Raw genomic sequence first — 14,230 nt, forward strand, 5'->3', positions numbered from 1 at the left:
CCTTAATCCCGTTTAAAAACTTCTAATATAGATTCCTATGCGCCATACCCAACTAGGCAAGAGTGATTTAAAAGTGTCGACTATCTGTCTCGGCACGATGACTTTCGGCGAACAAAATACCGAGGCCGAGGCGCATAGGCAGATCGATTACGCGCTGGAGCGCGGGATTAATTTCGTCGATACCGCCGAACTCTACCCTGTCATGCCGCGCGCCAAAACGCAGGGCAAGACCGAAGATTTTATCGGCAGCTGGATCAAAAAATTCGGTAAGCGCAATGACATCGTTCTGGCTACCAAAGTGGCTGGGCCATCACGCGGCCTGGAATGGATACGCAAGGGTGAAAACGATCTGGATGCGGCCAACATACGCGCTGCAGTAGAGACTAGTCTAAAGCGTCTGCAAACCGATTACATCGATCTGTATCAGTTGCACTGGCCTAGCCGTAACGCGCCTATTTTCGGACAGAAAAACTTTGATCCTGCGCTAGAGCGGCCCTCTACCGCCATCGCCGAAACACTGGCGGTACTGAGCGAGTTGGTCAAGGAAGGCAAGATACGCCACATCGGCATTTCTAACGAAACCGCCTGGGGTCAAAGCGAATTTATCAAGCAGGCCGAGCAACACAACTTAGAGCGCATCGTCAGCATACAAAATGCGTATAACCTGGTGAACCGAAGTTACGAACAAGGTCTGGATGAGAGCGGCTTTCGCGATCAGGTCAGCTTATTGGCCTACAGCCCGCTGGCCTTCGGTCGTCTGAGCAACAAGTACGCCGATGATCTGAATGCGCAAGGCCGTCTGACATTATTCCCGGCAACCTGGAGTCCGCGCTACATGCGCGCCGAGGTCGTCACCGCCAGCCAACGCTATGCCACGTTGGCACGCGCGCATGGCATGACACCGGCCAGCATGGCCTTAGCCTGGTGCTATTCACGTTGGTTCGTGGCCAGCACCATCATCGGTGCCACCAACCTGGTGCAGTTAAAGGAAAACATAGACGCGGCCGAGATCGTACTGAGCGAAGAAGTGATTTCATCTATCAATGCGATCCACGCCAAGATGAATAATCCGGCGCAGTAAGCCGGATAAAAAATCGGCCGCCAGCGTTTATTTTTGCAGTCGCACCGGCAGCGGTACATTGCATAATTCTATGTGCCCAGCCGGACGTTTATACCATTCACCACCACGATTGCGCTGCGCCTCGACCACCGCCTTAAATAGCGGCGTATCGGTGCGCAAAACTTCTAGTTTGCTGCGCTCAGCCTCAGGCACATCCGCCGCCACCCGCATTGCCTTGATCGTGCTCATCTGCCCGGCAGTTTCGTAAAATCCCATGGGCCCGGTGCCGCGCGGCAAACTAGAGATCAACTCCATACCCAGCAGCACGCGCCCCACCACCGTGACATTTCTATCCAGGTGACGCGGCGCATTCCCATTCACCACATACAGAGAAGTGCCGTCGCCGCTATTGGTCTCATTGCCACGCCCGACGCCGACGCTGGCATAGCAATGCGCCAGCCAGGTTTGATGCATCTTGGGATCTCGCGCCGCCGCAAAACCATCCACGTGCCCCACTTGCGGGGCATAGCCGTCCACATCTGGTAAGCGGGTAAACGCAGCCCCCGAATTGGCGGCCGTATACTTGACACTCAACTCGGGATCCTTGGTAAGCAGCGTGGATTTCACCTGCCGTTTTTTTGCTGCATCCTCCTCATTCGGATCGCCCCACTGCGCCACATAATTGTCTTGCGAACGCATGAAAGCACTGCCATCGAAAAAGTTTTCGCGTACCAGCGCCTTGATATTGGCGACATGCATAGGCGCAAAGCCAGGTGCCAGCGCGATCACCACACGGCCTTTATCCATTTCCAGATACAGAGTATTTTCTGGATCCGGTGTACGCCAGTCGCTGGCCGCCGAAGCCTTGAGCAATTCACTCATACTCAGCTTGGGTGCGGCTTTGCTGCCAGGCTTAGCGGCCTCCACAACAGCTGCCAGCGCCCCAGCAGACAAACTCAGACAACAGGCAGCGGCCAGCAGGCGTTTAGTGAAAAGGGGGGAAATCGCGCGATTTAAAAGCTTCATGTGTGGACTCCTGGAGTGAGAGGAAAATACCGTAACAGCAAGCAGCCGAGCTTACGTAAGCGCTGTCCATTTGTCTAGTTTACTGAAGACGAATAGTCTTTCGACGATTTTTAAGAGGGCATGCCTCAAGGCGCACATTCTATGCGGCTTACCGGCCATGCAGGCTGAAAACCCGCATGGAATATGCGCGTTGGCGCTATGCCTAAAATATTTTGCTATCTCAGCGTAACTATTCAGCCTGCTACCAAAATTATTAAAAACAAAACGAAAACCTCTCAAAGGAGACACAGAGACACAGAGAAAAACGGAGAACTGCCTTGCTTTCCTCTGTGAATCTCTGTGTCTCTGTGCCTCTGTGTTGAGTGGTTTTGACTTTCTTCATGGCGGGCTGAGCAGTTACATCTCCGTGCAATACGCTCGTTCGCAGTTAAAAATTGTTGCAGCCATGCACGCCACTGCGCATCGCTAGCAGCTCTTGCCCTCTACACTTCGCTACAATCTTGCGCCCACATCAGCAGTTCGCTTTGCTATGATAAGCAAACTAAAGAGTGGCATATTTTTTCGTTAGCCACGCCGCATTGGTATTTGAAGACAAGGAAACCGCAGTGAGTATCAAGTTAGAAAAAGAAACCCAAAAGCAAGCCATCGATTCCCTGCAACGCTATTTCGACATCAACATGGAAGAGCGCATAGGCAATTTGCAGGCGGCCGCCCTGCTCGATTTTCTACTCGAAGAAATAGGACCGAGCATCTACAATCAGGCGGTGCGCGATGCCCAAAATCATATGCAGCACAAAGTGCAAGAGCTAGACATCGACGTCCATGAAACCGAGTTTTCTTACTGGCAGAATCAAAAGAAGCGCCGCTAAAACCCTTGCTGGCTAGCGCCACACCGTCTGTAGTAGGCAAGCCCGCGCACGCATAGCCCATGCGGCTTAGCGGCCAGCACGCCTGAAGAAGCGCATGGAATATGCGCAATGGCCTTGCCTGTGTTGAGATTGCCTGCGGCGGAATAGCTTAGGCTCGCTAGGTCTTGCGAAGTTGAGTTAGAACTTGGAATACGTCAACGCAAGACCTGAGCCTCGCAGTTTCTAACGTTGAATTAGACATATACATGTCAGCGATCAAACCATTTTCGAACATAGGTAACAGCTTCATCTAGTGCGCCCCCAAGCTCGGAAATTGGAACACTCCAGTCTCGACGCATTTCTTCATTTTGACGAGTCTCAATATCTACTGCGTGTAAAGATAACATGCCAGATTCTGGTTTATCTATCCAAATTTGGCAGCACTCACCATGCTTACTGGAAAGATAAACAGCCCTGAAGTCGGAGTCTACCACCCCCTCAGTATGAGTAAATAGGCTGAAATTATGCTTTGCTACCCAAGCATCAATGATTGGATCAATTTGCGCGTAAGTCATGGGGGATGTCTAACGAATAGCGTTTATCCGCCGCACCGGAACGCAAAATAAGATCCGCGGACTGCTTGCGGCGGATAAACCTTGTTGAACTGAACCGCCTCCGCAGCGGTCACACTGGGTATTGTAAACGATGCGTTCGCCATATCGCTAGTAATTTGACATGCAATCGTGCATCGTCAAGTACGACAACTTCAAATGCACGGTCAACGATGCCATTCTGCACGACGCAGTAAGGCGCAATCGTAGCGCACGATGGACTTCATCTATTGCGCCGTATGAAATTTCATAAGCATCCCGCCACTGCGCATATTCCATGCGCTTCTTCAAGCATGCAGGCCTGGAAGCCGCATGGAATATGCGCGTTGGCGGCATGCTGTTTTGAGTTTGCTGTGGCGTGGTCGTGTTTGTACTTCTTTCGTTACTGTGCGATTGCCGGCCGGTGGTAGACCGGCGGCTACTCCCTTTTCTTGCTTCGCCAAGAAAAGGAAGCAAAAGAAGGCGACGCAAAGTCGCTGCCCTGCGGGTACCCGCCTGTGCAGGTCAAAAAATGGGGAATGAAGCAAACTCGCTGCGATCAAACAAGCTTCATTCCTAATCCATTTTCTGCCATGCACAAGCGGCAGCGCCACATGCGAACGGCGAAAGTCAACACATCCGTAGTGCAGCCGCGATCTCTTTGCACAGGCAATACGCAAGCACATCGAGCTGCGGCAATCCTGTGCCGCTTTTGAATTGGGTTTTGACCTTGCTTTTGAATTGGTTTTTGACTCTGCTTTTGAATCGAATTCGCATGTGGCGCTGCCAATTGTGCGGGGCGGAAAATGGATCAGAAGTGAAGCTGTCTGAGCGCAGCGAGTTTGCTTCATTTCCCATTTTACGAGCTGCACAATTGGGTATCCCGCAGGGACAGTGACTTTGCGGCGCCTTTTTTGGCATACCTTTTTTGGCGAAGCAAAAAAGGTATGTAGCTGCCGGTCTACCACCGGCCAGCAATCTCACAATAAAGATAGAAGTACAAACAAGACCAGGCCACAGCAAACAAAAACACCACCAAGCCAACGCACATGTGCTTGAAGAAGCGCATGGAATATGCGCGTTGGCAGGGTCGTGTTTTAAAACTGCTACGGCACCGCGACGCACATGCAATTACGCTGCGCGAATCGCAGCTACCGTGTTTGCTTTTTTTGGCGAAGAAAAAAGGTGATTGCCACCGGTCTACCACCGGCCAGCAATCCAACAACAACAACAACAACAACGAAAAATCATCAAACATAAAACCGCTGCGCAAACTGATCGCTATAAATTTTTTTTCACTGTTGTCATGTCACGTGTTTGTCATCGAGGCTTCATAAAGTCGTCATATTTACTTCTTAGACTTGCGGGTTTTCTACCCACCAAAGTATCCGGAAGGCAATATGACCCGTATCACCAACAGCAAGCAGCAATTCAAGCACCGACTGATGTCGGCCAACGTCGTGATCGCATTGGCGCTGATGACCCAGCAAAACGCACAGGCGCAATCGATCGCAGAATCTAGCTCGGCGCTCGATGCCGATGCGATTACGGCCAAAGTTGTCATCAAAGGTTCTAGCGTTGCTAGCCGCGCCCCGGTGCAAGCATCCTTAAGCGCCACCCAACCGCAATCGATTATCAGCGCCACCTTTATCGAGCAAGCCGTAACCCCCTTGGCTGACTACAATGCGGTGGCGCGTATTGCACCAAGTATCGCGGGCGGCGTTTCAGCCAATGGCCCTGGTGCGGCCGAAACCAAGGTCACGCTGCGCGGTTTTCAGGATGGTGAATACAACATGACTTACGATGGGATACCGTTCGGTGACACGAATAATCCCACTCATCATTCGACTTCGTATTTTCCGGCCCGCATCATAGGCGGTATGGTGATAGAACGCGGACCGGGCAATGCCAGTAATCTGGGCCAGGCCACCTTTGGCGGCTCTATCAATCTGTACTCAAAAGAACTCGCGCATGAAAGTAACTTCACCCCCTATGCCAGTTTTGGCACTTGGAATACCAAGATGTTGGGAGTGCAGTTCGATAGCGGTCAAATGGCCAGCGCCGGCAACGCCAATCTGATGTTCAATGCCTCGCGTCTCACTAGCGATGGCTACCTCACTTACAGCGCGGTCAGTGAAGATAATTATCAGTTCAAGGCACAACTGCCCTTGGGTAAAGAGAGTACGCTGACGGTGTTCTCTACCGTGAATAAGATCCATAGCAATGTGCCGGATAAAGGCGGTGTGACCTTAGACCAGGTGGCCAAATTCGGCAAAAACTATGCGCTGAATAATGACCCAACTAGCCAAAACTATTTCGGCTACAACTACAATAATAAAGACACTGATTTCAGCTACATCCGCTTGCAGTCGACGCTGGCCGGCTGGTCTATCGACAATACTCTGTACACCTATGCCTACAATAACGACACTTATTCAGGGCAAGATGCTAGCGGTGGCACCGCCAACGGCACCAAGGCAGCACCGGCCGGGAATAAAGATGTCCCTGGCTATAATAAGCTCAACTCGTATCGCGTCAACGGCGACATTTTAAAGCTCAGCAATAAAATGGCAGCCGGTTTGCTGCGCACCGGTGTCTGGTTAGAAAATTCCGACACCGAGCGTCATCTGTATGATCTGGACTGGACTTTAGGTCTGCCCAATCCTAAGGAAGCCACAGCACCAAAAAACGTGGCCTACGAGCAACGCTCGTCCTGGTCGCAATACCAGCCTTTCGTCGAATTTGAATGGACGCCTATGGCAGGATTAAGCATCACGCCCGGGTTTAAATATCTGAACTTTAAGCGCTCGCTAAATGCTCCTGTCAACCAGGGCACGCGAATCGCCACCAACGCCGAACAAACCTATACCGCCAGCCTGCCCTTCCTGACTGCCAACTACAGCCTCAGTCAAGAATGGTCGGCCTACGCGCAAGTGGCGCGCGGCTTTCTGGTGCCGGAACTGTCTATGTTTTACGTCAACAATCCGAATCTGAGTACGCCTAAGCCGCAAACCTCGACCAATTACCAGTTGGGTACTGTGCATCAGTCACAGAACTTCACTTTTGATGCCGATATTTACTACATCGATTTCAATAACAAGATCGCCTCTAGCGGCAATGGCAATGATCTGGTGTATTTCAATCAGGGTGGCGTGGTCTACAAGGGCATAGAAGGCGCCGCCACTTATTACGTAGGCAGCGGTTTTTCTTTGCACGCGAACGCTTCGCTAAATAGCGCCAAGGCCAAGGACAGCAATCTACAGGTTGCAAAAGTACCTAACAGCACCAGCGCTTTTGGCCTGCTGTACAAAGCCAACGGCCTGTATGGATCTATTCTCGCCAAAACCGTGGGCAGCCAATACGCCAAAGACGGCGAGGTAGCTGCATATAAAATTGATGCCTATACACTCACCGATATGACAGTCGGCTATCGCTGGAAAATCAATAGCGCCTTGAAAAATATCAAGGCTCAGTTCGGCATCAGCAATCTGTTTAACCAACAGGACGTCACCGCGATCACGCCCAATAGCAAGGGTGTGGCGTTTGATCAATACACTTTTTTACCGGCACGCAGCTATAACCTATCGCTGAGCGCGGATTTTTAATCGTGCTTTCGTGAAAGCTTACGGGTTTTGGAATCACGTCTGATTCCTACAACTCCAGAGCAAGAGCCATGCGCTGACATCACAGTCAGGCATGGCTCTTTTCAATTACACTTTCTGTTTCGAACGATAGTTGGCCAATTCATCTATCGTCAAAATCACCAGATCATGCGACAAGGCATAGTGGGCGATTTCTTCGCCTCTGGCCATGCTGCCGTCTGGATTCATCAACTCACACAAGACTGCCGCTGGCAACAAGCCCGCCATTTGCGCCAGATCGACCGAGCCTTCGGTATGACCACGCCGGCTTAACACGCCACCGGGCGCGGCGCGCAAAGGGAAGACGTGGCCAGGTCGCGCCAGATCATCGGGCTGTGCATCGACGGCAATGGCCGCCAATACCGTCGTTACGCGATCCGCCGCCGAGACCCCGGTAGTGACGCCGTGCTTGGCTTCGATACTGACGGTAAAGGCGGTGCCGTAACGGCTGTCATTGTTGCTGACCATAGGCGGCAAGGCCAGATGTTGCAGCTTCTCGTCGGTCAGGCACAGGCAAACGATGCCACTGCCATCGCGTATCATGCGTGCCATAGAGTCTATGCTGATCTTTTCGGCCGCGACGATCAGATCGGCCTCATTTTCTCTATCGGCATCATCCATCAGCAAGACCGGGCGACCCAGGCGTAAATCGGCCAAGGCACGTGGCAATCTTTGCTCAAAAGGCGCAAGTGAAATGACTGCTGTTTCGATACCAGCAGTTGGGGACGTAAAAATTTGATTAACTAACATATGAAACGCTCCGCAAGTAAAAGTGCAAAAGACGTTTCAGGGGATGTGATTAGCCACGCGCAAGCGCTTCCCCGTCAAGCATTGAACGGAGAATAACTTAAGCGTGGCGCATCTTCTCTCATCCGGACTATGACCGTCGGCCCTGGAATCACACCAGATCTGCTGACCTTGCAAAAACGCTTGCAAGCGCTCGCGGGCTTGTCCCGACAGACTACAACTGTGCCGAGTTTTACCGCCGGTGGGGAATTACACCCCGCCCTGAAGACGTACTACCTACCGACATTGTCGGCCTTGGGATTATACGCAACAAAGCCAGCGTAATGCTGTCGAAGAAGCTAGATGACTTGCTCAAATCCACATTCCACTTTACATTGTGCGCAGAATAAAAATCTAAGGATAAATTGCCACACACCATTTTTTAATGACTAAAAATGCTACACTGTAGCCGCAAAATTCTTTAGCCATAGTCCAGTCCAGTACTTTACAAATCAAGCAGGCTTTGTAGGCCGGAGTAGTGATGTTGAGTTCCTTCAAAAAACGTCGTGATATTGAAGACACTATTGTGATCAGCCTTGAGGCTGCGCACACGCACACTGCCGCCCACAGAGAAAACTGGCGTCTGGGTGAAGAAAAAACCTGGAACCTCGATCAAAACCACGGTCAGATACTGTTCACTTTTGCAGATGGCATGCAAGCCTTAGCGCCGGTGCAAATTATCGGTACGCTCAACCCTGAGGACGAGATGTTCACCTGGGCCTGGCGTCACCCTACCGTACTGGCCGCCCTGCAAAAGAACGCCTTGCGCGTGAAGGCCTTTGGCAAGCAGCATAGAGCGGGTGAGCTGATCAAAAAGAGCGTGGCCTGCACCGAACAAAGAGCCTGGGAATATACCGCTTTGGCGATGCATCTGAACACGGATCATGGAGTGTATCGCGCCAAGGCCAATAATGGCACTTTAGTTTTCATGAATTTCGGCGAAGTCTTGCTGACACATCTCAATCCCGCCAAGCTGCGCGCCAACGCCTAATTAATTTTTCGAAGACCCAGGCCAGAACCCAAGCCCGATGCGGCTGAGCGGGGCTATGCCTTGAAGAAGCGCATGTGGTATGCGGCTTGGCTGATCAGACTTTAAAATTTGAATTGTGCCTAAACTGTGTCTATTAAGGCAGAGGTAATTGCAATTTTCTTCTGTCGTTTAAGCCTAAGGAAACGATCAAATTTTTATAATAGTTTTGCGAAAATTTTTTAATCAGCCCACTGCTTTCCGCCTGAGCGAAAGCTTGCTCTAACACCGCTTGCAAATGCGCGCTATGCCGCGATAAGTAGAAATGCATATCCAAATCATAGCTCAGCAATAAGTTAGGTTCTATCACCAAGCCCAGCTTACCCTGATTCACTTCTTCCGTAATTTCGAGCACGCTACGCGACAGATAGTCAAGTTTGAAACGTCCATCGGCCACCATCCGGAACATTTGGGTCCAATCACCTGCTTGCACGTAAATAGGCAAGCGGCTTTTGTTCCAGATCGCGACATCCACCCAGCCCTCGCCTAAGCCAGCCACCTTGCCGCTGGCGCGTAAATCATCGAGCGTAGAAATGTTGGCAAAAGCCGGCAAATTAGCCGGACGGGTCAAGATCAGACGCTGACCTATCATGCCACCGGTAATGCCGTGCCCGATAGGGATAAATTTACTGTCACGCTCGGACGTAGGCAAGCCCCAATACAGACTCAAGCTACCTCGTTCAACTTCATACCATGCACGGTTTTGCGGTAACTCTTCGCTCACACTGATTTTTGGCGTGTGCCCGGCATTGAGCAAGACCGCGTCGAGTAAGCCGACAAAATACAGATGCCGCTTACCAGACAGACTAGGGAGCTTCAGTGCGACGATTTCAGCGAAGCTGGTAGCAGGAAAAGCAATACAAAGCACGCTGCACACCAGACTGCTTAGGAGTCTTCGCCACTGTAAAATTAACATCAAAATCTCTCAGCAATAAAGTACACAATTATCAACACCGCCGCGCTGTGCGGCTGGTGCGTGGGTAAACAATAAACCCTGATATGCACATATACAAGTTTGTTTTAGCAGCGCATCTGCTTAGGGGATGGGGGCTAAAGACTCACAGCTAAAGCCGCCCAGAACCCAAGCCCCATGCGGCTTAGCGCCGATGCCGTAGTAAACCGCCTGAGCGTTGGCAGCATGTTATTTTTCACAAAATTTTTATGCTTTGCTCAGCAACACACGAGTAGCCTCGCTCATACACATTTCCATATATCAAAACCGCATATAAGCAAATAAATACTAAGTAGTTTGGAATATAGGGGCTATTCCTTAAGATGCACTTACTTTGCGGAAGGTGCTATGACTTTAACCTATATTATTTCTGGTTTTGCAGTTGGTACTCTGGTCGGTTTGACTGGGGTCGGTGGCGGCTCCCTGATGACGCCTCTGCTGACCCTGCTTTTTGGTGTTTCGCCTGCGGTAGCGGTGGGTACCGATCTGGCTTTTGCCTCCATCACCAAGGCGACAGGCACCTTTACCCACAGATTACGTGGCACGGTTGAGTGGGATGTGGTGCGCCTCTTATGTTACGGCGCCCTGCCCGCTGCTTTGGTAGCGACGCTGGGCTTAAAATATTTTGGTGGTCTGAATCAAGAAATCGGTCAGATCATACGTTATTCTATCGCTGGCTCGGTGTTGCTGACGGTCGTCGCTCTACTGTTTAAAGGCAAAATGCTGGCATGGTTAAATCAGCATCCTGAGAAGCAATTGCAAGGTCGTAAACTGGCCGCCGCAACCATAATTTCCGGAGCTGTGTTGGGCTTATTGGTGACCGTATCGTCTATCGGTGCGGGTGCTATCGGTGCTACTTTGCTGGTGATGCTGTATCCACGTATGCCTGCGGCCCACATTGCTGGCACCGACATTGCTTACGCAGTTCCCTTGACGGCGATTGCTGCGATCGGCCATTGGTGGTTAGGTTCTATCAATTGGGAGTTATTGGGTTCTTTACTATTGGGCTCCCTGCCCGGGATTACTCTGGGCTCGATGGCGGCCAAGGCCGTGCCTGAACGTATTTTGCGCGGAGTGCTAGCCACAACGCTCACGCTGGTTGCTGCTAAACTGGTGCTTTGATACGCCGCTGTTGCCATTGCTTGCTTGCAAGCAAATCGCTAAGCCAAACGATAAGCCAGTTCGCATACAATTTAATTTGTTTTAATTCAATTTAACAAGCGCTGTTCAGCGCCGATTTTTCAGCGATTTTTTTGCGCTTTTTTAGGGATATTCACGATGTATCGTTACGATCAGCATGATCACCAAATCATCAAGGAACGCATTGCGCAATACCGCGATCAGGTACGCCGTCGCCTTGCCGATGAGCTGACTGAAGAAGAGTTCTTGCCTTTGCGTTTGCAAAATGGACTGTACATGCAGCGCCATGCGTATATGTTGCGGGTGGCGGTACCTTACGGCATGCTGTCATCGACACAGATGCGCAAGTTTGCCCATATCGCCCGCAAATATGACCGTGGTTATGGTCACTTCACGACACGTCAGAATATCCAGTACAACTGGATCAATCTGGAAGACACCCCTACCATCCTGGAAGAATTGGCTTCGGTGGAGATGCACGCAATCCAGACTTCCGGCAATTGCATGCGCAATATCACCTCGGATGAATTTGCCGGTGTGGCGGCCGACGAGGTCATCGATCCGCGTCCGTATGCAGAAATTTTGCGCCAGTGGACTACCTTCCACCCTGAGTTTGCCTACCTGCCGCGCAAGTTCAAGATCGCCATCAATGGATCGAAGGAAGACCGCGCTGCGATTGCGGTGCACGATATCGGCCTGACCGTGGTACATAACGAGCAAGGCGAAGTTGGCTTTAAAGTGATGGTCGGTGGCGGCATGGGTCGCACCCCGATACTCGGTAGCGTGATCCGTGAGTTCCTGCCATGGCAGCACGTGATGACCTATCTGGAAGCGATTTTGCGTATCTACAACCAGCACGGCCGTCGCGACAATAAATACAAAGCCCGTATCAAAATTCTGGTCAAGGCGATCGGTGCCGACGTGTTTGCGGCACAGGTAGAAGCCGAGTGGGCTGACATCAAGGATGGCCCTGCGACCCTGACGCAGGCGGAACTGCAGCGGGTTGCGGCGTATTTCGGTTCGCCCGAATATGCGAGCTTGCCTAGCGTTGATGCAGAATTTGAACAACACAAGGCTGACAACAAGGCGTTTGCCAACTGGATCAAACGCAATGTCAAACCGCATAAGGTCGCCGGTTACGCCAGCGTGGTGCTGTCCCTGAAAAAGCCAGGCGTGCCGCCGGGTGACGCCACTGCCGATCAGATCGATTTCGTTGCCGATCTGGCCGATAGATACAGCTTTGCCGAATTACGCGTCACGCACGAGCAAAATCTGGTGCTGTCGGATGTGCAGCAATCAGCATTGTTCGCCTTGTGGCAAGAAGCCAAGGCGCATGGTTTGGCGACACCGAACGTTGGTTTATTGACCGATATGATTTGCTGCCCGGGCGGTGATTTCTGTTCGCTGGCGAATGCCAAGTCTATCCCTATTGCGCTGGATATTACCGACCGTTTCAACCAGCTAGATTATTTGCACGACATCGGTGAACTGGAACTCAACATCTCCGGTTGTATCAATGCCTGCGGCCATCATCATGTCGGCAATATCGGCATCCTGGGTGTGGATAAAGATGGCAGCGAGTTTTATCAGGTTTCTATCGGCGGTGCGCAGGGTAACAACTCAGCGATAGGCAAAATCATAGGTCCCTCATTCTCTGCCGGCCAGATGCCGGATGTGATAGCCCGCATCATTGACGTGTATCTGCGTGATCGCATAGAAAATGAACGTTTCATCGACACCGCGCAACGTTTGGGAATAGCACCGTTCAAAGAATATGTCTACGCGACGCCGATCAAGAGCTTTGAGCAACATGGCGAAGATGCAGGCACCGTTGTTTCGTACTGAGAGACGTTTTTAGAAAGCTAAGTATGCGTGAAATTATTAAAGACAAAGCCATAGTGCAAGACGACTGGACCGTATTGCGACTGGCCGAAGGCGAAACGCCTGATGCGATAGAAGTGCCTGCCGGCAAGCACATCATTCCGCTGCAAGTGTGGTTGATACAGCGTGAAGAACTGAGCGCACGTTTAAAAAAGACCCAGGATCTGGCGATCTGGTTTGGCAGCGCAGAACAAGCCAAGGATCTGGGTGCAGACGCTGCCCTATTCCCTTTGCTGGCAGTCGACTTTCCTAAATTTTCCGATGGCCGCGGTTACTCGATCGCCTACAACATCCGCAGCCGTCTTGGTTATACCGGCGAAGTGCGCGCCATAGGTGACGTCTTGCGTGACCAATTGTTTTACATGCAGCGCGTCGGCTTCAATGCCTTTGCAACACGTGAAGACAGGAGCATTAGCGATGCTCTTAAGGGACTGACCGATTTCAGCGAGAAATACCAGACTTCATGGGATGAGAAAAATCCCCTGTTCCGCCGTACCGAAAGAACGGGATTGTCCGCATGAGCAGCGCCGATTTCGACACACTATTAAGCGCGACCCAGGCAACTCTGGCACGCATCGCCACCGAATTTACGCCGGCAGTGTTCGCCTCCAGTTTAGCGGCGGAAGACATGGTACTGACTGACCTGATCTTGCGTAACAAATTGGCGATAGGGATCTTCTCGCTGGAGACCGGTCGCCTGCACGCCGAAACTCTGGGCATGCTAGCTCGCATCAAGGAAACTTACGGCAGCGAGATTACCCTGTTCAAACCAGAAACTGCTGCGGTAGAAAATTACGTTGCGGCCAATGGTCTCAATGCCTTTTACGACAGCGTAGAAATGCGCAAGGAATGCTGCCGTATCCGCAAGATAGAGCCACTCAATCGTGCACTGGCAGGCAACAAGGCATGGGTCACTGGCCAGCGCCGCGCCCAATCAACGACCCGCACCGAACTCAATGTGCAGGAAGATGACGCCGCGCATGACATGCAAAAATTTAACCCGCTGGCCGACTGGTCAGAAGAAGATGTCTGGCACTATATACGCAGCAATAATGTGCCTTACAACCCCCTGCACGACAAAGGCTATCCGTCGATAGGCTGCGAACCTTGCACCCGCGCCATACAGCCAGGTGAAGATGTGCGTGCTGGCCGCTGGTGGTGGGAAAATCCGGAATCCAAAGAATGTGGTTTGCATGTAGTCGATGGTAAACTGATACGTATTAAGTCAGCCACGAACTAGTCGCGTAAAAATTAAAAGAGTTATCGTCAAAGGTAAAGT

General features: G+C 51.4%; 13 protein-coding genes and 1 riboswitch. Of the genes, 9 read left to right on the forward strand and 4 right to left on the reverse strand.

The window, feature by feature from the left end; all coding sequences use genetic code 11:
• Positions 1-37 precede the first annotated feature (37 nt).
• Entirely contained in the window at positions 38-1,081 is a 1,044-nt protein-coding gene (locus EJN92_RS03070; RefSeq protein ID WP_126126480.1) for an aldo/keto reductase, read from the forward strand.
• A 27-nt stretch (positions 1,082-1,108) separates the two neighbouring features.
• Here EJN92_RS03070 and EJN92_RS03075 read toward each other — a convergent pair whose 3' ends face one another.
• Positions 1,109-2,086 carry a peptidylprolyl isomerase gene (locus EJN92_RS03075; protein WP_126126481.1) on the reverse strand — a complete coding sequence of 326 codons (978 nt, stop codon included), beginning with the start codon at positions 2,084-2,086 and terminating at the stop codon, positions 1,109-1,111.
• Positions 2,087-2,691: 605 nt separating this feature from the next.
• Between EJN92_RS03075 and EJN92_RS03080 the strand changes: the two genes are divergently transcribed.
• Positions 2,692-2,955, forward strand: coding sequence for a DUF2164 domain-containing protein (locus tag EJN92_RS03080; protein ID WP_126126482.1), 264 nt, complete (start codon positions 2,692-2,694; stop codon positions 2,953-2,955).
• Positions 2,956-3,203: 248 nt separating this feature from the next.
• On the opposite strand, the gene EJN92_RS03085 is transcribed toward EJN92_RS03080, so the two are convergent.
• Positions 3,204-3,509: a hypothetical protein gene (locus tag EJN92_RS03085; protein WP_126126483.1), complete on the reverse strand. Its 306-nt coding sequence runs from the start codon at positions 3,507-3,509 to the stop codon at positions 3,204-3,206.
• 1,082 nt (positions 3,510-4,591) lie between these two features.
• On the opposite strand from EJN92_RS03085, the gene EJN92_RS03090 reads away from it, so the two are divergent.
• The gene (locus tag EJN92_RS03090; protein WP_126126484.1) at positions 4,592-4,861 is read left to right on the forward strand and encodes a hypothetical protein; all 270 of its coding nucleotides are present in this window, start codon (positions 4,592-4,594) and stop codon (positions 4,859-4,861) included.
• Between the two features lie 63 nt (positions 4,862-4,924).
• Entirely contained in the window at positions 4,925-7,129 is a 2,205-nt protein-coding gene (locus EJN92_RS03095; protein ID WP_126126485.1) for a TonB-dependent receptor, read from the forward strand.
• A 105-nt stretch (positions 7,130-7,234) separates the two neighbouring features.
• Here EJN92_RS03095 and ribB read toward each other — a convergent pair whose 3' ends face one another.
• Positions 7,235-7,915, reverse strand: coding sequence for a 3,4-dihydroxy-2-butanone-4-phosphate synthase (gene ribB / locus EJN92_RS03100; RefSeq protein WP_126126486.1), 681 nt, complete (start codon positions 7,913-7,915; stop codon positions 7,235-7,237).
• A 106-nt stretch (positions 7,916-8,021) separates the two neighbouring features.
• A riboswitch (FMN riboswitch) is annotated at positions 8,022-8,185 on the reverse strand.
• 247 nt (positions 8,186-8,432) lie between these two features.
• On the opposite strand from ribB, the gene EJN92_RS03105 reads away from it, so the two are divergent.
• Positions 8,433-8,942, forward strand: a complete 510-nt coding sequence (locus tag EJN92_RS03105; protein ID WP_126126487.1) for a DUF6882 domain-containing protein — start codon at positions 8,433-8,435, stop codon at positions 8,940-8,942.
• Positions 8,943-9,075: 133 nt separating this feature from the next.
• On the opposite strand, the gene EJN92_RS03110 is transcribed toward EJN92_RS03105, so the two are convergent.
• A complete protein-coding gene (locus tag EJN92_RS03110; RefSeq protein ID WP_126126488.1) occupies positions 9,076-9,894 on the reverse strand; it encodes a transglycosylase SLT domain-containing protein in 819 nt (272 codons plus the stop codon).
• Between the two features lie 384 nt (positions 9,895-10,278).
• Here EJN92_RS03110 and EJN92_RS03115 point away from each other — a divergent pair, with 384 nt between their 5' ends.
• The 4 genes from EJN92_RS03115 (at position 10,279) to EJN92_RS03130 (ending at position 14,191) form a co-directional block, all read left to right on the forward strand.
• On the forward strand, positions 10,279-11,052 hold the full coding sequence (locus tag EJN92_RS03115) for a sulfite exporter TauE/SafE family protein (protein WP_126126489.1): 774 nt from the start codon (positions 10,279-10,281) through the stop codon (positions 11,050-11,052).
• A 156-nt stretch (positions 11,053-11,208) separates the two neighbouring features.
• Positions 11,209-12,915 carry a nitrite/sulfite reductase gene (locus EJN92_RS03120; RefSeq protein WP_126126490.1) on the forward strand — a complete coding sequence of 569 codons (1,707 nt, stop codon included), beginning with the start codon at positions 11,209-11,211 and terminating at the stop codon, positions 12,913-12,915.
• Positions 12,916-12,938: 23 nt separating this feature from the next.
• On the forward strand, positions 12,939-13,472 hold the full coding sequence (locus EJN92_RS03125) for a DUF934 domain-containing protein (RefSeq protein WP_126126491.1): 534 nt from the start codon (positions 12,939-12,941) through the stop codon (positions 13,470-13,472).
• Positions 13,469-14,191 carry a phosphoadenylyl-sulfate reductase gene (locus EJN92_RS03130; protein ID WP_126126492.1) on the forward strand — a complete coding sequence of 241 codons (723 nt, stop codon included), beginning with the start codon at positions 13,469-13,471 and terminating at the stop codon, positions 14,189-14,191. Before EJN92_RS03125 ends, EJN92_RS03130 begins: the two co-directional genes overlap by 4 nt.
• Positions 14,192-14,230 lie beyond the last annotated feature (39 nt).

This window comes from Undibacterium parvum, assembly GCF_003955735.1.
Taxonomy (GTDB): Bacteria; Pseudomonadota; Gammaproteobacteria; order Burkholderiales; family Burkholderiaceae_D; genus Undibacterium; species Undibacterium parvum.

Bases quoted from the DNA above. Each gene is read 5' to 3' on its own strand.
- EJN92_RS03125 (WP_126126491.1), top strand. From the start codon at position 12,939: ATGCGTGAAATTATTAAAGACAAAGCCATAGTGCAAGACGACTGGACC.
- EJN92_RS03070 (WP_126126480.1), top strand. From the start codon at position 38: ATGCGCCATACCCAACTAGGCAAGAGTGATTTAAAAGTGTCGACTATC.
- EJN92_RS03090 (WP_126126484.1), top strand. From the start codon at position 4,592: ATGGAATATGCGCGTTGGCAGGGTCGTGTTTTAAAACTGCTACGGCAC.
- EJN92_RS03115 (WP_126126489.1), top strand. From the start codon at position 10,279: ATGACTTTAACCTATATTATTTCTGGTTTTGCAGTTGGTACTCTGGTC.
- EJN92_RS03110 (WP_126126488.1), bottom strand. From the start codon at position 9,894: ATGTTAATTTTACAGTGGCGAAGACTCCTAAGCAGTCTGGTGTGCAGC.
- EJN92_RS03120 (WP_126126490.1), top strand. From the start codon at position 11,209: ATGTATCGTTACGATCAGCATGATCACCAAATCATCAAGGAACGCATT.
- EJN92_RS03130 (WP_126126492.1), top strand. From the start codon at position 13,469: ATGAGCAGCGCCGATTTCGACACACTATTAAGCGCGACCCAGGCAACT.
- EJN92_RS03085 (WP_126126483.1), bottom strand. From the start codon at position 3,509: ATGACTTACGCGCAAATTGATCCAATCATTGATGCTTGGGTAGCAAAG.
- ribB (WP_126126486.1), bottom strand. From the start codon at position 7,915: ATGTTAGTTAATCAAATTTTTACGTCCCCAACTGCTGGTATCGAAACA.
- EJN92_RS03095 (WP_126126485.1), top strand. From the start codon at position 4,925: ATGACCCGTATCACCAACAGCAAGCAGCAATTCAAGCACCGACTGATG.
- EJN92_RS03105 (WP_126126487.1), top strand. From the start codon at position 8,433: ATGTTGAGTTCCTTCAAAAAACGTCGTGATATTGAAGACACTATTGTG.
- EJN92_RS03075 (WP_126126481.1), bottom strand. From the start codon at position 2,086: ATGAAGCTTTTAAATCGCGCGATTTCCCCCCTTTTCACTAAACGCCTG.